This is a genomic window from Arhodomonas sp. KWT2, from assembly GCF_041949875.1.
GTDB lineage: Bacteria > Pseudomonadota > Gammaproteobacteria > Nitrococcales > Nitrococcaceae > Arhodomonas > Arhodomonas aquaeolei.
Window position 1 is genome coordinate 15,316 of sequence record NZ_JBHFPQ010000017.1, and the last position, 18,221, is coordinate 33,536.

At 67.6% G+C, this 18,221-nt stretch carries 14 protein-coding genes; 10 read left to right on the forward strand and 4 right to left on the reverse strand.

All coding sequences use genetic code 11. The features are described from left to right. Positions 1-33: 33 nt before the first annotated feature. From tssC to ACEZHJ_RS00635, 4 genes are all read right to left on the reverse strand, one after another. Positions 34-1,533, reverse strand: coding sequence for a type VI secretion system contractile sheath large subunit (gene tssC / locus ACEZHJ_RS00620; RefSeq protein WP_163139627.1), 1,500 nt, complete (start codon positions 1,531-1,533; stop codon positions 34-36). A gap of 22 nt (positions 1,534-1,555) precedes the next feature. Further along, the gene (tssB, locus tag ACEZHJ_RS00625; RefSeq protein WP_018718751.1) at positions 1,556-2,089 is read right to left on the reverse strand and encodes a type VI secretion system contractile sheath small subunit; all 534 of its coding nucleotides are present in this window, start codon (positions 2,087-2,089) and stop codon (positions 1,556-1,558) included. 39 nt (positions 2,090-2,128) lie between these two features. Beyond that, positions 2,129-2,887, reverse strand: coding sequence for a hypothetical protein (locus ACEZHJ_RS00630; protein ID WP_018718752.1), 759 nt, complete (start codon positions 2,885-2,887; stop codon positions 2,129-2,131). 164 nt (positions 2,888-3,051) lie between these two features. Continuing rightward, a complete protein-coding gene (locus tag ACEZHJ_RS00635; protein ID WP_018718753.1) occupies positions 3,052-3,573 on the reverse strand; it encodes a copper resistance protein NlpE N-terminal domain-containing protein in 522 nt (173 codons plus the stop codon). A 685-nt stretch (positions 3,574-4,258) separates the two neighbouring features. On the opposite strand from ACEZHJ_RS00635, the gene tssJ reads away from it, so the two are divergent. The 10 genes from tssJ to ACEZHJ_RS00685 all read left to right on the forward strand — a co-directional run. After that, complete coding sequence (gene tssJ / locus ACEZHJ_RS00640; RefSeq protein ID WP_084594199.1) at positions 4,259-4,816, forward strand: type VI secretion system lipoprotein TssJ; 558 nt, start codon at positions 4,259-4,261, stop codon at positions 4,814-4,816. 57 nt (positions 4,817-4,873) lie between these two features. Continuing rightward, complete coding sequence (gene tssK, locus ACEZHJ_RS00645; RefSeq protein ID WP_163139625.1) at positions 4,874-6,223, forward strand: type VI secretion system baseplate subunit TssK; 1,350 nt, start codon at positions 4,874-4,876, stop codon at positions 6,221-6,223. Next, on the forward strand, positions 6,220-6,927 hold the full coding sequence (gene icmH / locus ACEZHJ_RS00650) for a type IVB secretion system protein IcmH/DotU (protein ID WP_163139623.1): 708 nt from the start codon (positions 6,220-6,222) through the stop codon (positions 6,925-6,927). The genes tssK and icmH overlap by 4 nt, the downstream gene beginning before the upstream one ends. A gap of 15 nt (positions 6,928-6,942) precedes the next feature. After that, positions 6,943-10,944: a type VI secretion protein IcmF/TssM N-terminal domain-containing protein gene (locus ACEZHJ_RS00655; protein WP_163139621.1), complete on the forward strand. Its 4,002-nt coding sequence runs from the start codon at positions 6,943-6,945 to the stop codon at positions 10,942-10,944. Positions 10,945-10,951: 7 nt separating this feature from the next. Further along, complete coding sequence (gene tagF / locus ACEZHJ_RS00660) at positions 10,952-11,911, forward strand: type VI secretion system-associated protein TagF (protein WP_240466203.1); 960 nt, start codon at positions 10,952-10,954, stop codon at positions 11,909-11,911. Continuing rightward, a complete protein-coding gene (tssM, locus tag ACEZHJ_RS00665) occupies positions 11,908-14,394 on the forward strand; it encodes a type VI secretion system membrane subunit TssM (RefSeq protein WP_018718759.1) in 2,487 nt (828 codons plus the stop codon). The genes tagF and tssM overlap by 4 nt, the downstream gene beginning before the upstream one ends. 433 nt (positions 14,395-14,827) lie before the next feature. Further along, positions 14,828-15,361, forward strand: coding sequence for a type VI secretion system tube protein Hcp (locus tag ACEZHJ_RS00670; protein WP_018718760.1), 534 nt, complete (start codon positions 14,828-14,830; stop codon positions 15,359-15,361). 134 nt (positions 15,362-15,495) lie between these two features. Beyond that, positions 15,496-16,584: a type VI secretion system protein TssA gene (gene tssA / locus ACEZHJ_RS00675; protein ID WP_163139619.1), complete on the forward strand. Its 1,089-nt coding sequence runs from the start codon at positions 15,496-15,498 to the stop codon at positions 16,582-16,584. Positions 16,585-16,588: 4 nt separating this feature from the next. Next, on the forward strand, positions 16,589-17,728 hold the full coding sequence (locus ACEZHJ_RS00680) for a hypothetical protein (RefSeq protein ID WP_163139617.1): 1,140 nt from the start codon (positions 16,589-16,591) through the stop codon (positions 17,726-17,728). A gap of 256 nt (positions 17,729-17,984) precedes the next feature. Beyond that, positions 17,985-18,221, forward strand: a 237-nt coding sequence (locus tag ACEZHJ_RS00685) for a hypothetical protein (protein WP_375036125.1), incomplete at its 3' end; no start/stop codon positions are given.

The following is an 18,221-nucleotide window of genomic DNA, read 5'->3' on the forward strand; positions in this document are numbered from 1 at the left end:
GGCGGGGCCAGGGGGCCCGCGGCCGGCGCGGCGTCAGCTGCCGCGCGTGGACTGCGGCAGCTCCGAGACCAGACGCAGCGAAGCGGTCAGCTCGTCGAGCTGGTAGTGGGGGCGCAGGAAGGTCACCGCCTTGTACGCGCCGGGCTTGCCGGGCACTTCCGCGACCTCCACCCGGGCCTCGCGCAGCGGATACTGGGCCTTCGCGTCCTGGCCGGCGTTGTCGTCAAGGAGCACGTACTGGGACAGCCACTCGTTGAGGTAGCTCTCCACGTTCTGCCGGGAGGCGAAGCTGCCGACCTTGTCGCGCATGATCGCCTTCATGAAGTGCGCGATGCGCGAGGTGGCGAAGATGTACTGGAGCTGCGAGGACAGCCGTGCGTTGGCGTTGGCGACGTCGGTGTTGTACTGCTTGGGCTTCTGGGCGGACTGCACGCCGAAGAACGCGGCGTAGTCCGTACCCTTGCAGTGCACCAGCGGTATGAACCCTAGGTCCGAGAGCTCCTTCTCGCGACGGTCGGTGATCGAGATCTCCGTCGGGCACTTCAGGGCGACCTCGCCATCGTCGGTGCGGAAGGTGTGCGTGGGGAGGTCCTCGACCAGTCCGCCGCCCTCGACGCCGCGTATGGCGACACACCAGCCGTAGTGCGAGAAGGCGTCGTTGACGCGGGCGCCCATGGCGTAGGCGGCGTTCATCCACAGGTACTTGTTGTGCTCGCGGCCGTCGACGTTCTCGGTGAAGTTGAAGGCCTCGACCGGGTTAGTCTCCTCGCCGTAAGGCAGGCGCCCGAGGACGTGGGGCAGGGTCAGACCGACGTAGCGGGCATCCTCGGAGTTGCGGAAGGACTTCCACTTGGCGTACTCGACGGTGTCGAAGATCTTGGCCAGGTCCCGCGGGCCGATCATCTCGGTGAACGAGTCCCAGCCGAAGAGTTCCGACGAGGCCGCGGAGATGAACGGGGCGTGCGCCGCCGCGGCGACGTGGGAGATCTCCTCGAGCAGGTAGATGTCCTGCGGATGGCGGCCGAACTCGTAGTCGCCGACGAGCATGCCGTACGGCGCGCCGCCGAAGGTGCCGTACTCCTCCTCGTAGACCTTCTTGAACAGGGCGCTCTGGTCGAACTCCGAGGCCGACTTGAGATCCTTGAGCAGGTCTTTCTTCGGCGCGTTGAGCACGTGGATCTTCATGTTCGTGCTCGTCTCGGTCTGGTCGACGAGGTATTTGAGCCCCCGCCATGAGGATTCCAGCTGCTGGAACTCGCTGGCGTGCATGACCTCGTTGAGCTGATCGGAGAGCAGCGAATCGATCTCGGCGATGCGGGCGTCCAGTACCGCGATCAGGTCCTTGCTGGGCGTGACCTCGCCTTCGAGTACCTGATTGACGAGTTCGTCGATGAGGTCGCGGGTACGCGAGCGCTCGCTCTCAGAGCGCGCGACCCGGCTTTCGGAGATGATGCTGTCGAGCAGTGAGCTCTCCGGCGCGAAGACCTCCGGCGAGTCCGTCGCCGTCTGCGGTTCGGGCTGCTTGTCGGCCATGGTGGTAGGCTCCCTTTACCTGTTACTCGCCATCCTGTTTCGAATCCACGGCGGCCTCCCGACCCAGCTCCTGGCCGAGTGCCTTGAGCTTCTCGGTGTTCTGGAGGACATCCATGAGCAGCTCTTCGAGCCGGTCGTTGCCGCCCATCTTGTTGCGCAGGTCGGCGAGCTTGCCGCGGACCTCGAGGAGCTTGCGCAGCGGTTCGACCTGGCGGACGACGTTCTCGGGCTCGAAGTCCTCCATCGAGTTGAAGTTGAGCTCCACCGGCAGCTGGCTGTCGTCGCCTGCCAGGGTGTTGTCGACGCGAAAGCTCAGGCGGGGCTTCATGCCCTTGAGCACGCTGTCGAAGTTGTCGCGGTCGATGTTGACGAACTTGCGCTCCTTCAGCCGCGGCGGCGGCTCCAGCGGGTTGCCGCTGTAGTTGCCCATCACGCCGACGACGAAGGGCAGCTCCTTCTTCTCGATGCTGTCGCCGATCTCCACGTCGTAGGTCAGGTGCACCCGCGGGGCGCGTACGCGGGAGAGCTTTTTCTGGGTGCTTTCGTTCTTGGCCATGCGTCACTCCTTTTGGGCAGGCCAGTGATTGGGGTCGGTCTACTGTTCCCCGCCGGATGCCAGGGCCTGGAGCAGTTGGGTCCGGACGCCGTCTTCCATGGCGTCGATGTCCTCGCGGCTGACCAGCTCCTCGAAGGTGCGGCTGCCGGATATCTCGGTGCTGTGCCGGATGACGCGGTCGTCGGGCAGGTGCGCGGCGACGGGGGCGTTGATTACGCAGAACGGCATCTCGCCGAAATCGTCCAGCGTCTGGAACGTGACCGGGAAGCGCAGGCCCTTGAACAGGCGGCCGAGGCCGCCGGCCTTGCTGAAGCAGTAGAAGGCCATCAGGTAGTGCACGACGAAGCGATGGAGCTCCGAGTTGCTGCGGTTGGCGTCCCGGGTGATCCGCCGGAAGCGGGTGAGCTCGAAGCTGCTGTAGCCGATGACCCAGCGCGTGGGACTGAGGACACGGATGGTGCCCTCGATGCCGTCGATCGCGTGATCGTGCTCGAGGGGATACAGCGTCGGGGTCGAGTCGAGGAGGTCCAGTGGCACCTCCAGCTCGTTCATGAGGCTGAACGGCCGGCCGCTTGCGTGACGCTCATACAGCGTTTTGAATTCCTTGAAATTGTGATGCGCCTCCCGGGTGCTCCCGCGGGGCGCGCCGGTGAGGTACTCACCGAACAGTGTCTGGGGCTTGACCAGTGGAGAGACCGTGCCGAGGTAGTCCGCCGCCTGGGCCCTGAGCAGTTCCGAGATGGTGCGGGTGTTCTTGCGTGAGCGGATGAACCCCTCGACGTCGAAAGGCTGGCTCATCGCGCGGACTCCACGCCGGAGGCCGCATGCCGCCGGCCCGTCGCCGGGGGGCGGTACGCCTGCGGTGGCAGGGGCGGCGCCTGCGGGTCGTGGTGCTCGGCGGTGTGCATATCAGCGCGTACTCCCTGTTGCGCCATACCCGTTGTGGTCTGCGGCCGTGCCGGTCAGTCCTCTGCCGTGTCGGGCCGTTGCATTGCTGTCGCGGTGGTCGGCGGGAACCGCACGGGTCGCGGTTCCAGGACCACCGCCCGCCCGTCGGCGCCCGTGAGTCTCTCACCCTGGGTGCTCACGGGCTGGAGTGCGCCGTTGGACCGGCGCTCGTAGTAAAGCTCGCGGCCGATTTCCGGCGTCATGTGATAGCGCGCCGGCGTCTTCCCTTCAGCGGGACGGGCGACCTCCCAGCTCCCCCAGGCCGAGCTGGTCCGCTCGCCGCCGGCGGCGTCGATGCGCTCGCGGTTGAGTAGGAATCCGGAAGGTCTGCCGGTCTCGGGATCGCGGTGGATGACGAGGTCCGTGCGTATGCCGCCGCAGTCCTCGCAGGGGAGGGTGCCGACGAACCGCTCCGCCGGCTTGAACGCCGGGCCGCTCCGGGGTGGCGGCGTGCTACACCCGGCCAGGACGACCAGCATTGCCATCGTGAGAAGGGCGGTCAGGCGCCGCGACTGTTCCGTGTCATGTGTCTGCATTGGCTCGGTTCTGTTCCATGAACGCGCCGTAAGACTTTACCGGGAATGTAGCATTCCATGCCAGCACGAGTGTATTGTATCTTTCGCCAAGCGCGAACTGACTATGCCAAGGGAAGGTGATTGCTCGTGTTCGTATCCTCTCGCTAGCTTCCCGTCTCCCGGCCGTGAATCGGTCCATCGGTGCGTTGTGTCCTGCCTTCGGTGCGGGACAGAGCCGCCTTGCCGATGGGGCGTCTCCGGCGCCGCTCCGCGTGCTGCGCCCTGATCGTTGTCGGGGCCCGGAGGTGCGGAGGTCCCGGACCCGTTTCACGGACGTGTCGCGAAGCCTGTTCCGGCGGAGGAGTCGAGCGCATGACGGTGGCAGGACCGGGATGGGTCGCTGCGATCGTTGTCCGTGTCCAGCAGCGCCCGCTGTGCCCGCGAGGGCATACCCGGACTGATCGCCAGCGCCTTTCCCCGGGTCGTCGTTCCACCATCGTCCGGCCGTGGTGCCGGCACGTGCAGTGCCGGCGACGGAGCTGGCCCGCAGGGCCCCGTCCAGCCGGCGCAGGGACGCTGCGCAGCCGGCGTATCGGTCCCGCGATTACCTCTTCCCGCCAAACGCGCTGATTTGCAGCGGCCCATAGGGGGCCTTGCGGATCGAGGGGCGGATTGTCTGGAAACGGGTGTCGGGGTGTTGCCGGAAATGACTGGAATTCGAGTGCATTGGCTGCTGCTGTCCTGCCTGATCGCCCTGGCCCTCGGGGGCTGTGGTATCGCCGACCGGATGGGTAATCAGGTGGACGGGTCCTGGGCCGGCGACATGCTGTTCAGCCAGAACCCCGAGGCACGGGTGACGGTGACCGCCACGGAGACGGTCAACCCGGACGCGACGGGCCGGGCGCTTTCGGTGGTGGTGCGGACCTACCAGCTCGGTGAGCTTGACCCGTTCATGCAGGCATCCATGGCGCAGCTGTGGGGCGACGACGCGGGGGTGCTCGGGGCGGCACTCCTGTCCAAACGCGAGATGACCCTGCTGCCGGGCCAGGCGCGCACGGACTCGGCGGCACTGTCGCCACGGGCGCAGTACCTGGGTGTGGCGGTGTTCTTCCGCAACCCCGACGGTGGGGAGTGGCGTGTCGCCTTCGACGCCGAGGCGCTCCGCGACGACGGTGTGCTGTGGTCCTCCGACGGCGTGATGCTCCGGCTCGATGGTGAGCACGTCTTCGTCGAGCGGGGGAGCGACCTGCTCGCCCGGCAGTGACGGACCGGGACGGCCCGGTGGAATGCGAATGTCGGCCAATGGAACTGGAAGGCTAGCGTGAGCAAACGGAACCGGATCATGTGGTCGGAGGGAATGTTCCTCCTGCCGCAGCATTTTCAGTATCAGGATGAATACCACCAGCGCAACACGGTGGAGCTGGGCCGACGGAACACGCCCTTCGACTGGGGGGTTCAGGCCCTCGCCTTCGACGAAAGCGCCCTGGAGCGCGGCACCCTCAGGCTGACCCGTCTCAAGCTGGTGTTCCCGGACGGCACGTTCGTCGACGCCCCGCAGCACGATCCGCTGCCGCCGGCGCGCGATCTCGGCGACCTCGCGCTGGACGGCAAGGTGCGCGTCCACGCCGCGTTGCGGCTGCTCGAGCCGTACGCGCCCAGTTATGCGGACGAGGGACACGACTCCCGGCAGGGGCAGCGGCGTTATGTGCAGCGCTTCGAGACTATGCCGGACCTCAACGAGGGGGCGCTGGAGAACGAGCTGGGGATGCTGGAGCACGCCACCGTGCTGATGCTCGAGACCGACGAGCTGGAGGGCTACACCCATTGCCCGATCGGCCTGCTATCGCGTAACTCCGCCGGGCGGCTGGGCCTGGAACAGCGCGAGTTCATGCCGCCGGCGCTGCATCTGGATACGGCGGCACTGCCGCGGGAGATCGCCGACCGTCTGCTCGGGCTGCTTGGTGCCCGGAGCGAGGTCCTTTCGGGGCGCCGGCGTGAACGTGCCGACCAGGTCGCCGAGTTCGGTTCCAGCGACGTGACCCTGTTCTGGCTGCTCTACACGATCAATCAGGCATGGCCGCGGCTGGCGCACCTGCGGGCGCACCCGTCCCTGCATCCGGAGCGGCTGTACTGTTTCCTGGCCGAGCTGGCGGCGAGCCTGATGACGTTCTCCATGGCGCACCGCCTTGGCGATATCCCCGAGTATGACCACCGCGATCCCGCCGCGTCGCTCTCCCGGCTGGAGGGGACGGTGCGGGAGTTGCTGGATATCGTCATCCCCAACCAGTACATCTCGATTCCGCTGGAGCAGACGCGCCCGTCCTACTACCTCGCCCGCCTGGAAGACGAGCGTCTCACCCGGGCCGAGTTCTACATCAGCGTCCATGCGGATATGCCCGGTGCCCGGCTGATCGAACTCGTGCCGAGGGCCTTCAAGGTCGGCTCGCCGGATGACATCGAGGTGGTGGTCAACACCGCGCTGCCGGGGGTGCGGCTCGAGCACGCCACGCGGCTGCCGAGCGCGATTCCGGTGCGACTGGACAACCACTACTTCGCGCTGGAGCCCCACGGCAGCGGCTATGAACGGATGATGGCCGCGCAGGCGATCTCATTCTACGTCCCCAGCGGATTTCCCAGTCTCAGCATCGAACTCATGGCGGTAGTGAAATGAACGAAGCCCTGTCCGTGTCGGGGAACGTGGCAGAGCCCGCAACGCTCGCCGCGTTCTCGCGCGATTTCCTGTCCATGATCCTGATGGTGCGCCGTGGCGAACAGGCGTCGAGCGTCGAGCGTTTCGCGGAGCGGGTGGACGAGTGGTTCATCGCCTTCGAGAAGCAGGCCCGGCACGCACGCTACAGCGTCGAGGCCGTGCGCGACGCCCAGTACGCGCTCTGTGCCTTTCTCGACGAGAGCGTGCTCAAGGGGGGCGCGGACAATATCCGCGGCCACCTGGAGATGCACCCCTTCCAGTACAAGTATTTCGGCGTCCACCTGGCGGGGGAGGGGTTCTTCGAGCGCCTGGAGGCGCTGCGCGTGGATGTGCGTGGCAACCTCGATGTGCTCGAGGTCTACCATCGCTGTCTGGCACTGGGGTTCGAGGGCAAGTTCAGCCTCGACAACCGTGACCAGCTGCGCTACATCGCCAACACCCTGGGCCAGGACATCGCCCGTTACCGCCGTGCCCCGGAGGACGCGCGCGAGCAGTGGCAGCTGCCGGACCAGGTCAGTCAGCTGCTGCGCCACGAGATCCCGCTGTGGGTGTACCTGCTGTTCATGGCGCTGATCTGCCTGGCCGTCTATGGCGGACTGCGCTGGTGGCTCGGCAGCGAGAGCGAGGTACTGATCCAGCGTATCGGCGCCCTGTTCAGTCTGTAGCGGCGGGTGGCGAACATGGATCGTTTGAAACGCATACTCAAGGCCCTGAAGGGATTCTGGCCGGTCTCCATCCTGCTCTGGCTCGCCGGGCTCGCCCTGTCAGTCGTGCTGTTGCCGCTGTGGATCCGCGAGCGCGACACGATCTTCATGGTCATGGCGCTGTGGACCGCGCTGTGGCTGTTCGCCGTCGTGCTGCGCCAGTACCACCGTATCCGCGCCGAGCGCAATATCGAGAGCCTGGTGGAGCTGGAGGTCCACCGCGAGGGGGCGGAACAGGCGGAGGGCAGCGGCGATTACCGCATCCTGCGGGAACGCCTGCAGCACGCCCTGTCGATGCAGCGTGCCGCGCGCTCGATGGACGGCGGGCGTGCCTCGCTCTACGAGCTGCCCTGGTATCTCGTCATGGGCCTGTCGGCCTCCGGCAAGACATCGCTTCTGAGCCGTTCGTCGCTGTCGGCGGCCATGGCGGGCGGCGCCGGCAGTTCGGCACTCAGTGGCACGCAGCACTGTGACTGGTACTTCAGCCGGGACGCGGTGCTGGTCGATACCGCCGGGCGCTACCTGGTCGACGACGAGCCCGCGGCGGAGTTCGCGGACTTCCTCCGCACGCTGCGGCGACAGCGCCGCAAGCCGGCAATCAACGGGTTGATCCTGGTGGTCAGCCTGCCCGAGCTGCTCGAACAGAGCCGGAGCGAGGATCAGGCCCTGGCCGAGCGGCTCACGACGCGGATCGACGAGTACCGTCGCTGTCTCGGGGGGGATCCCCCTGTCTACCTGTTCTTCAGCAAGGCGGACCTGCTGCCCGGCTTCCTCGACACGTTCGCCGGCCTGGACGTGCAGGAACGCCAGACGCCCTGGGGGGTGACGTTCTCCCTGGAGGACGTCCGCAACCGCGGGGTCGCCGGTGCGTTCGAGCGCCGGTTCCCGGCGCTCGTGGCCGGCCTGCGTGACCGGGTGGACCGGCGTCTTGCCGAGGAGGGGGAGCGCTGCGACAGCGCGCTGCTGCGTTTCCCCGACTATTTCGCGGAGCTCGGCGAGGTGCTGCACGACTTCATCGCACGTCTCGATCGGCGCCGTCATCCCGACGATGCGCCGTTGCTCCGGGGGCTCTACTTCACCAGCGCGCTGCAGGACGGCGATCCGCTGCCTGCGCTGCTCGACGACCAGGTCCGCGAGACCTTCGCCCTCTCCGGACGCGGCTCCGGCGATCCGGCGTCCGCCGACGCAGCGGCCGGTGCGTCGGCCGATCCCGCGCCCCGGGTGGTGGCCGGTGGTGGCCAGCGCAGCTTCTTCATCGCCGACGCGTTCCGCCAGGTCATATTCCCCGACCGGAATCTCAGCCTCTACCAGGCCTCGCGGGGCTGGTCGCCGCTGCTGCTGATCGCCGCGGCCGTGGTGACGGTCGGCGTCGTCGCGCTACTCGCCGGTTCGGCCTGGCACAACCGCGAATGGCAGCAGGCGATCGCCTCGGATCTGGTCGCCGCCGGCGACAGCCGCCCGCTGGACGTGTACCAGCGTGGCCGGCTGCTGGCGGGCTGGCATGACCACCTGGAACGCATTGCGCGCTTCGACGAGACGGGCGTGCCGGTGCTCTGGGGGGCGGGCCTCTACCAGGGACCGGCCCTCGCGCCGGAGCTGAAGACGAGCTGGTCGAGGCTGATGCGCGAGCAGGCGCTCGAGCCTGTGGTCGCGCACCTGCGCCGCCGGCTGATCGCCCTCCATGCCTTTGCCGAACGGACCGGGGCGGTACCGTCCGCCGGCGCCGCACCGCGGGATGCCGCCGGGACCGGAGGGGCGTCCGGGGCGGCGGCCGCGCTGCGGGGCGAGGCCGCGTCGATGGGCGACAAGGCGGTGGAGCGCGTGCGTGAGCGCGCCACCACAAGGCCGACGCTGGGCAGCATGCCCACGAGCCTGTCCGAGGCGCGCAGCCGGGTGCGGAGCGAGGCGAGTTCGCGGACCACCGACAGCGTCCGGGATGCCTGGTGGTCGGCGCGCAGCGATGCCCGCAATCAGCTCGAGCGGCGGCTGCGCAATCCCGGCGAGACGCTGTCGTCCATCGGCGGCGGTGACGCCGATGGCGGGGGGGCGGGGGATGCCGGGCCGTCGTTGTCCGAGGCGTTCCTGGCGGAGCTGGACCAGGGCGACGTCGAGCGGCTGATCGAGGGGTATTCGGTTCTCAAGCTCTACCTGATCCTGACGGCGCCGCAGCGCCACGACGATCAGGGGGCGTTCGTCGCCGGTGCCCTGCCCAGGCTGTGGCACCGCGTGAACCCGCGGACGGCCCCGGGGGTGATCGATGCCAACAGCGAGCTGTATACGGACTATCTCCGTGCCGGCGAGGCGCCGGCCCTGACGCGCGATCCGGCGCTGGTCAAGCGTGCGCGGGCGAGTCTCAACGCCTTCCTGATCGACAACACGCTCGTCGACCGTGCCTATCTCAAATACCAGCTGGAGGTCGAGGACCGTTACGAGTCGCTGACGCTCGCGGACATGGCCCCCGACATGCCGGGCCGGCTGCTCTACGCGCGGCATTCGGTACCGGCCTTCTACACGCGCCGCGTGTGGCGGGAGTATCTGCGTCCCGCACTGGCCGAAACCGTGTCCGGGGATCTCAGGCAGCAGTCGGACTGGGTGCTGGACGACGGCGACAGCGACGACGAGGTCCGCTCGAAGGCCCGTTTCGTGCGTCAGCTCATGCGTCGTTACAAACGTGACTACGCACGGGCCTGGGAGCGTTTCCTGCGCAACACCCACGTGGCGGATTTCGCCACCCTGGAGGAGGCCAGTGCGGGCCTTGCCCGGCTCGGTGACCTGCAGAAGTCCCCGTTGCGGCAGGTGCTCGAGGCCGTGCACCGCAATACCGCCTGGGACGCCCCGGACGCGCTCGGCGACCGGGAGCCGGACGGGGAACCGGAGGCGGGCTTCTGGGGGCGCGTCGCGGGGGTGTTCGATGGCGCAGGGGAGCGTGTTTCCAGCGGGCTCGACCGGGCGTCACTCCCGCGCCTGAAAGACGGTGCGCTGGCGGCGCATTTCCGCCCCGTGGCACGTCTGCTGGTTGCCGAGCGCGCGAGCGGCAGCGAGGAGTCCCTGCTCAGCCGTTATCTGCTCGATCTGCGTCAGCTCAAGGTACGGGTCGACACCATCCGCAAGGCCCGCAGCCCGGGCAGCCGGAGCAAGGCGCTGATCGCGGCGACGCTGACCGGCAAGACCACGGAGGTCAGTGTGCTGCGCAACTTCGTAGCCGCTCAGGTGGACACCTCCCGCGTGGCCCTGGTGAGTACGCTGCGGCCGCTGTTCGAAACGCCGGTGGAGAACACCTGGCAGGCCCTGAACGGCCCTGCTCGCCATCAGCTCAACAAGGCCTGGGACGAGCGGATCCATACACCGTGGCAGCAGATGGTAGCGGGACGTTATCCGGTGGCCGATTCCGTCAACGAGGCGTCGGTGCGCGACGTATCGCATTTCATCGATCCGGACAGCGGTCTGCTGGCGACGTTCCGCGACGAGGAGATCGGCGACCTCGCCGGCGGAGAGGACGATGGCGAGGCCGGGCTGGTGGACCCGCGGATGATAGAGAGCATCGACAGGGCGCGGGAGCTGGGACGGGTGGTCGACAGCCTCTCCGATCTGCGCAATGGCTTCGAGGTGCGGATGAATCCCTCCCCCGGACTCACCGACATCATCCTCACGATAGACGGGCAGACGCTTCACTACCGCAACAACCGCCAGGAATGGAAACGCATGGTCTGGCCCGGCGAGGCGAAAACCCCCGGGGCACGGCTCGACGTCGTCACCCGCAATGGCCGCCGTCACACGGTCTTCGACTATCCCAACCGCTGGGGGTTGCTGCGGATGATCGGCAGCGCGCACGTGAGTGCCGTCGACCGGGCGAGGCAGCGCCTGAGCTGGCGGACCTACGCCGGCGCCGTCAGTTTCCAGGTGCGCAATTTCGGCGGTGTGAGCATCACGGACCTGCAGCGGATCCGCTCGCTGTCCATTCCGGAGCTGGCGCAGTGAGCGGGCAATGGCAATGATCGGCTGCTTCGGAAAGGTGCCCTCGTGTGCCGATTTCATCGGTGTGAACGCCGCCGGCGATGCCGTTCGCGAGCTCGACGGTCGGTTGCAGGCAGGGCTGCTCGAGCTCTCGGAGCAGCCGGACTGGATCGCGTGTTTCGATGCGCTGCCCATCGTGTATTTCGGTTTCCGCGCCCGGGACGGCAGCGACGTGATCGGGGGCATGATCAGTTCCTGCGATGCCAGCGGGCGACGCTATCCGTTCCTGGTTTTCCAGGTGATCGAGGCGTGGCGGCGCCACGTGCCGATCGGTTGCGTGCACACGCTCTGCGAGATGTTTGCCGGGCGGATCCGCCCGATCCTGATCAACGCGGTGCACGGAGATGCCACCACCGATCCCGGCGGGCAGATCCGTGAGTTGCGGGCACTGAGCGACGAGGACATCGCCCTGTACGAGCGCGTACACGCGCGCCTGCTCGAGGATTTCAGCTTCGCCGACATCGCGGCGACGCTTCGCCAGGGCTGGCCGGAGTTCGTCACCGGCGCCTGTCTTCACCGTCTTGCCGTGCTGATGGGGCAGTGGCGTTATGGTCGACGTCGCCCGACGGCGTTTCTGCCCCTGCCCGCGGAGCGCGGGCTGAAACGCTCGGTGGCCGATCTGTGGCATCGATGGCTCGGTGAGCAGCTGCCCGGCCCGGAGCCCTCGCCGGCCATGAGTCTGCTGTTCGACGACTTCATGCGCCCGCGGTTGCTGCTGGTGCCGCCGTCGGACGATGCCGGCCACTTCTACCCCTTGCTCGCCGGCCGTGACGGCGGGGATCACGGCCATGACGTTCTGGCCGCATTCGGCACAGGTGTATGGCATCCCGGGACGCTTGCTCTGCCCGACGAGCGCCTCCCGCTGGCCGAATTCACCGCCCGCTTTACGGAACTGCTGGAACGGGACATCGCCAACGGATGGGACGCATGAAACGCCTGAGATGGTCGCTGCTCAAGTACTGGTTCCTGAAGTACCGGCCCTACTTTCTGGGCGGGCTGTTCTTCGCCGCCATCTTCCTGGTCTGGTGGCTCGGGGTCGTGCTGGGGTTCTCTTCCCTCGGCAGCCTGCTGTTCGGCATCGGCACGTTCCTCGTGCTCTCCGCCGCGTATGTGCTGCTGCTCTACCGGGGCGTGGACCGCAAGCGCAATCTGGAGCATCTGCTCCTCGATGATGCGGACCGCGCGGTATTCGAGGCCAGCCCCCAGGACCGGGAAGAGGTCAGCCTGCTCCGCGAGCGCCTCCTGCAGGCCATCGAACGGCTGCACAAGCAGCGTGGCGGGGCCCGCTGGCGCCGTAACGACGCGCTCTACGAGCTGCCCTGGTACATGATTGTCGGCCAGCCGGCGGCGGGCAAGAGCACCATGATCTACCAGTCCGGCCTGAACTTCCCGTTCGCCGAGCGCGAGAATGCCCGTGTGGCCGGCATGGGGGGGACGCGGCACTGCGACTGGTTCTTCAGCGCCGATGCGATCCTGCTCGATACCGCCGGGCGGTACATGGACGGTGGCGACGAGGCCGGCAAGTGGAAGGCCTTCCTGTCGCTGCTGCGGGACCACCGTCGACGCTGTCCGCTCAACGGCCTGATCGTGGCCGTGAACATCAGCGACGTCATCACCACCGATCAGAGCGGGCGCGAGCAGCTGGCCAAGCGGCTGCGCGAGCGGATACAGGAGGCACGCGAGTCACTGGAGTCGAGCCTGCCGATCTACCTGGTGTTCACCAAGTGCGACCTGATCCAGGGCTTCGCGCCGTTCTTCGAGCGCCTCTCCGAGGAGCGCCGCTGTGAGGTCCTCGGGCATACCTTCGCGCACCGCGGCCACGAGCGCGTGGACTGGTCCGAGAAGTTCCGGGTTGCCTTCGAGCGGCTCCGGCGCCGTTGGCTGGAGGTCAGCGAGGACGATCTGGTGCGGCGCGATATCCGTGAGGCCCGGCAGGACGGCGTGGCGTGGCAGTTCCCGCTGGAGTTCGCGGCACTGGCCCGTCCCCTGGAGCAGTTCGTCGCCGCGCTCACCAATGCCAACCCGTACCAGGACGCACCGCTGCTGCGCGGTTTCTACTTCGTGAGTGCCCTGCAGGACGGAGAGGCCATCCGCGGCGCCTGGGCCCGTGACGTCCATCGCCGCTTCGCCCTGGAGCCGGGGCAGGGCGGGGAGCCGGCGGCGCACGGCGAGCGCCCCTTTTTCATCAACGAGCTGTTCACCCGTGTGATTATTCCGGATCAGCACCTTATCGGGCTGTATGCGAGCCACGCCCGCGAGCGGCGCCGCAAGTGGGGATGGATCGGCGCGGGGGCCACGGCGATGCTGCTCCTTTGCGCGGTATGGTCCCTGTCCGCCTGGTACAACCACCGCGAGATCGCACGGCTGGACAGTGCGCTGACGCAGGCCCGGTCCGACGACGCGGGCCGGCCGGACGCGTATGCCCCGTGGCAGACCCTCGACACGCTGCGGGGGGCGGCCGCGGCTTACTACCGTCGCCACAGCGAAACCGGCGTCCCCTGGTCCATGCGTTTCGGGCTCTATCAGGGAGAGCGCATCGAGGCCGCGGTCCGTCGGCGCTACTTCGCCGCGTTGCGGCCGATCATGCTGGAGCCCGTCGCCGCCAACCTCACCAAATCGCTGTATACCCTGACCACGGTCGACGTCTACCGGCGCGACAGCGATATTCGCGAAGCGGTGCATATCGACGGTGTCGCCGGTTTCGCCCAGCCCGAGAGCAACACGGCCAAGGCCCTGGCCGGTTTCGGCCGCAATGCGCTGGGCACCTACGTCATGCTCTCCAGCTCGCCCCGGGCGGACGTGAAGCCCGACTTCCTCATCCGCCAGCTACCGGCGTGGTGGTATCCAGAGCTCGACGCCCCGGAGCGCGGGGCGTCGCGACACGAACGCGGCCTCCGCCGGGCGGGGCGACAGATCGATTTCTATGCCCGGCAGCTGCATGAGCCGGACGTGCCGCGCATCGACGGCAACGAATTCCTGATTTCCAGCTCGAGACGCTATATCGACAGCCTCCTAGAACGGTCCCTGTCCAGTCCCGAGACCATCATGCTCGGCTCGGATACGCTGTTTGCGTTCGGCCGCGGCGACTATGCCGGCCTCCAGGACGCCGGGCGTGACGAGCTCGACGAGGTTGCCGAGCGGCTGCTCAACACGCCGAGGCTCGGGGAGGTGATCATTACCGGTCACGCCGACCGGGTGGGCAGCGATAGCGCGAACCGGCGCCTGTCGCTGCAACGCGCCCGCACGGTGCGGCGCTACCTCATCGGGCGGGGCGTGCCTTCGGGACTGGTGGAGGCGGACGGTGTCGGCAGCAGCCGGCCACTGGTCACCTGCGGCGACGATCTGCCCCGGGCCCGGCTGATCGACTGCCTTGCGCCGAACCGGCGTGTGGAGATCGAGGTGCACAAACAGTGACGGGAAGTGAACGGGATCTCGTTACCCCACGACGGCGATTGCATAATCCGCCTGAAGGCGAAAAAATGACTTCCACGGCGCCTGCATGAACGCGGGCGCTAGGTTCTGTCCGGGGTGGTGACGGGGCGTTGTGTCGTCATCGGCCGGCGGAAGCTGCCGCCGCGCGGTGCGCTGCGGCAACCCAGGGAAGCGCTGATAACCGGCGAGAGTCGTCAGGCGCAGTAGCACGGAACGCTGTAATCATGTCATATCCACGCTCAGTGCCGCGCATTTCTGCGTTCGATGGGGCAATCCCGCCCGCTCCGGCGTTTATCCAGTGTCTCCCCAATAACGGCGATGGCCTGTATCAGCGGACGTCGGCGTATTCAGCGACATCCATGCCACGGGATGGCGGGTGTCTATCTGTCGATCGCAAAATTGGGAGCAATGGAGCATGGCATTCGACGCGTATCTGAAAATCGACGGAATCCCCGGTGAGAGCCTGGACGACAAGCACAAGGACTGGATCGAGGCGCTCAGCTTCGACTTCGGTGCGAGTCAGTCCACGTCCTCGACGGCGAGCTCGGCGGGCGGCGCCTCCGCAGAGCGTGTCAATCTCAGCGAGTTCCGCGTGCGCAAGTATGTCGACAAGGCCTCGGCGAAACTCTTCGAGGCGTGCTGCAAGGGTCAGCACATCAAGGATGTCACCCTCCACGTCAACCGTGCCGGCGGGGACAAGCTGCGTTACATGGAGATCAAGCTCGAGGAGGTGATCGTCTCCTCCACGAACATGGAGGGGACCTCCACCGCCGCAAGCTATGACGAGAGTGTCAACCAGGAGGACGTGCACGACCTGCCCTCCGAGGTCATCAAGTTCAACTTCGCGCGGATCAAGATCACCTACACCCAGCAGAAGCGTTCCGACGGCCAGGGCGGCGGCAACGTTGCCGGCGGCTGGGATCGCACCCGCAACAAGGTGTATTCCTGACCACGGACGCGGGCCCTCCGGGGCCCGCGTTTCCGCTGGCTTTAGCGGCGATAGGGGAAACACGGCCGCAACGGCGGCGTGCCATTCGCCGGAGGTGATGCGCACATCACGCAACCCCCACCAGGGAAGGTGCCATGCAGACACTCGGCGATCTGACCATCGAGGCGCTCACGGCCCCGGTCGACGGTGGCAGCGGCGAGGACCTGGCGTTCTCGCTGCTGTTCGACGAGATAAAGGAGGCCCGCCGTGCCGACCCGACCTACCTGCCCCAGGGGGACTGGGAGGTCGATCTCAAACGCTCCGACTGGGAGGCCGTCGTACACCTGTCCTCCGAGGCGCTTGCCGGTCGCAGCAAGGATCTTCAGCTCGCTGCCTGGCTCACCGAGGGGCTGGCACATCGTGAGGGCTTCCCGGGAATCCGTTTCGGGCTGACGCTGACGCGCACGCTGCTGGAGCAGTTCTGGGACACGCTGTATCCGGAGCTGGACCCCGACCCCGAGGAGCGTGTGGCGCGCCTGAACTGGCTCGCCTCGACCCTCGCCGAAGTGGCGCGCGGTCTGCCGCTGGTGCAGGGCAACGGCTACGCCCTGGTCGACTACGAGGAATCCCGCGAGGTCGAGAATCAGGCCCGTGCCGACGCGGACGCCATGCAGGCCGCGCTCGCCGAAGGGAAGATCAACGATGAGCTGTTCCAGCGTTCCGTGGTGCTCAGCGACACCGCCTTCCTGCAGGAGCGACACGACGGCCTTCAGGGGTGTCTTGACGCCCTTTCGCAGCTCGAGGCCTGCAGCGACGCCTGTTTCGGTGTCGACGGCCCGGGGTATTCGGCGTTGCAGGCCGAGCTCGAGCAGTGCCGCGATCTGGTGGCCCGGCTGCTGCGCGAGCGCGGTGTCACCGATATGCCGGAGGAGGCCGGCGAGGCGAATGACGGGCCGGCCGGGGAGGCGGTATGGACGGTCCCCGCGCCGGCGGCGGCCGGAGGTCGCGACGGGGCGCTGCGCACCCAGCCGGAGACCCGGGAGGAGGCCTTCGAGATGCTCGCCGGGGTCTCGCGATTCTTCAGGCAGAGCGAACCACACAGCCCCGTGCCGTACCTGGTGGAGCGGGCCGTGAAATGGGGACGCATGCCGCTGGAGGAATGGCTTCGCGACGTCATCAGGGACGACGGCGTGATCGAGGGCATCCGCGACACCCTCGGCACCCGTGTCGCCGGGGAGGAATGACCCCATGCACCGCCCCTCGATCTACGATCGGCTGCACCGTTACCGCAAGCCGGAGGCGCCGGCCATGGACGCGTCGCCACGCTTTGAAGCCGGGCGGCTGGCACTCGTGGCGGCCCTGGCGTTGACCCCTGCCGGTGTGGTGTCGACCTCCGGTGTGCCGGAGGCCGTGGCGCCGGCGCAGGATGCCGCGTTTTCGGGACCACGCGGTGAGCCGGCACTTGTGCATCGGATAGAGGGACTCATCGAGGCTTCCCCCGGTGTGCCGGGCGACCCCATAGTCTGTCGCGAATGGCTACTGCTGGGGACACTACTGGACGAACTCCTGCTCGTGACGGCGGACATCCCCGAAGAGGCCGTCGTGGATGTGGTCTGGACAACCGCACTGGCCGCCCCTGCGCGTGACTGGGTCGTCGAGCGGCTGAAGGGCATGCTGGAGCGGTGGCGGTTGCCGGTCACGTTCCAGTGGGTCGAGGTCCGCCCTCCTGCCGACTGTGCAAACCTTCACGAGCGTCTGGCACCGATGCCGGGGAGCCGTGCCAGATGGGTGGTCTGGCTGTCAGCCTCGTCGCTGGTCAATGGCCCTGGTGTGGACCAGCTCGCCCGTGAAGGCGCCCTGAGGACGGTAATGCATCCGCAGGGTCTGGCCGCCGGGGAGGCCGCCAGCGCTGTTGTGTTCAGGCGGCTCGTGCCGGACGAGTCGGGGGGCGCCCCGGGGACCGCGTGGACGCTGCATCGCGGGCAGCGGAGCGCGTGCGTGTCGAGACGGAAGGGGCGCGGGCTGTCGCAGGCGTTGGAGGATTGTATCGGCGAATATACGGCATCGGTATGTGACGATCTGCCCGAGGCGGATACGATCATTACGGATACCCCGGGCTTGCCGGGGCGTTCCGGGGAGCTGGCGGGCATGCTCAGTGTCCGCTATCCGCAGATGGACCTCGCCGAGCATGGTGCCGATATCGAGATGCTGTGCGGTTGGCCCGGCGATGCCGCTTACGGCGTCCAGATCGCCCTCGGGGCTGCGGTGGCCGGAGTGGATGGCAACGCTCTGCTGCTCCAGCTCAGAGAGGATGGCATTACCGGCGCGCAGTGGCTGCTTGGTAGTCCTGCACTCGAGGCGGACAAGGGCGTGGCTGATGCCGGGTAGGACGTCATCGGTGGGCGTTATCGCGACCACCGGACGAGGCGAGGGCACCACGGGCGGTTCCGTGCCGGTGAAGCGGTTACCCGCGGCCGTGGCCTAAGGGCCTTCGATGGCGCCGGTACCTGGCTTGCCCGGTGAGGCGGGAAGCACGGTCGGTGACCGGCTGCCACAAATGCAGAGTGCCTGTTAGCAGCGGGTGAGACCCGCGGCAAGGATGCCCCGAAACTCATCGGGCGAGAAGCAATCAGGAAGATTGGCTATGACGGATGTCTCTCTCATGGACACGCTGCTCGATCGTTTCGACGTCGAGCTCACGCAGCACCAGCGGCTGCTGCGCCTGGAGCTCGGCGCACCGGCCGGGCTGCTCCCCCACCGCCTGGTCGGCGAGGAGGCGGTGAGCGCCCCCTTTCGCTACCGCCTCGACTGCCTCTGCCAGCGCGGCGATCTCGAGCTCAAGCACCTCATCGGCGCCCCCGCCCGGCTCGCCATCCGCCAG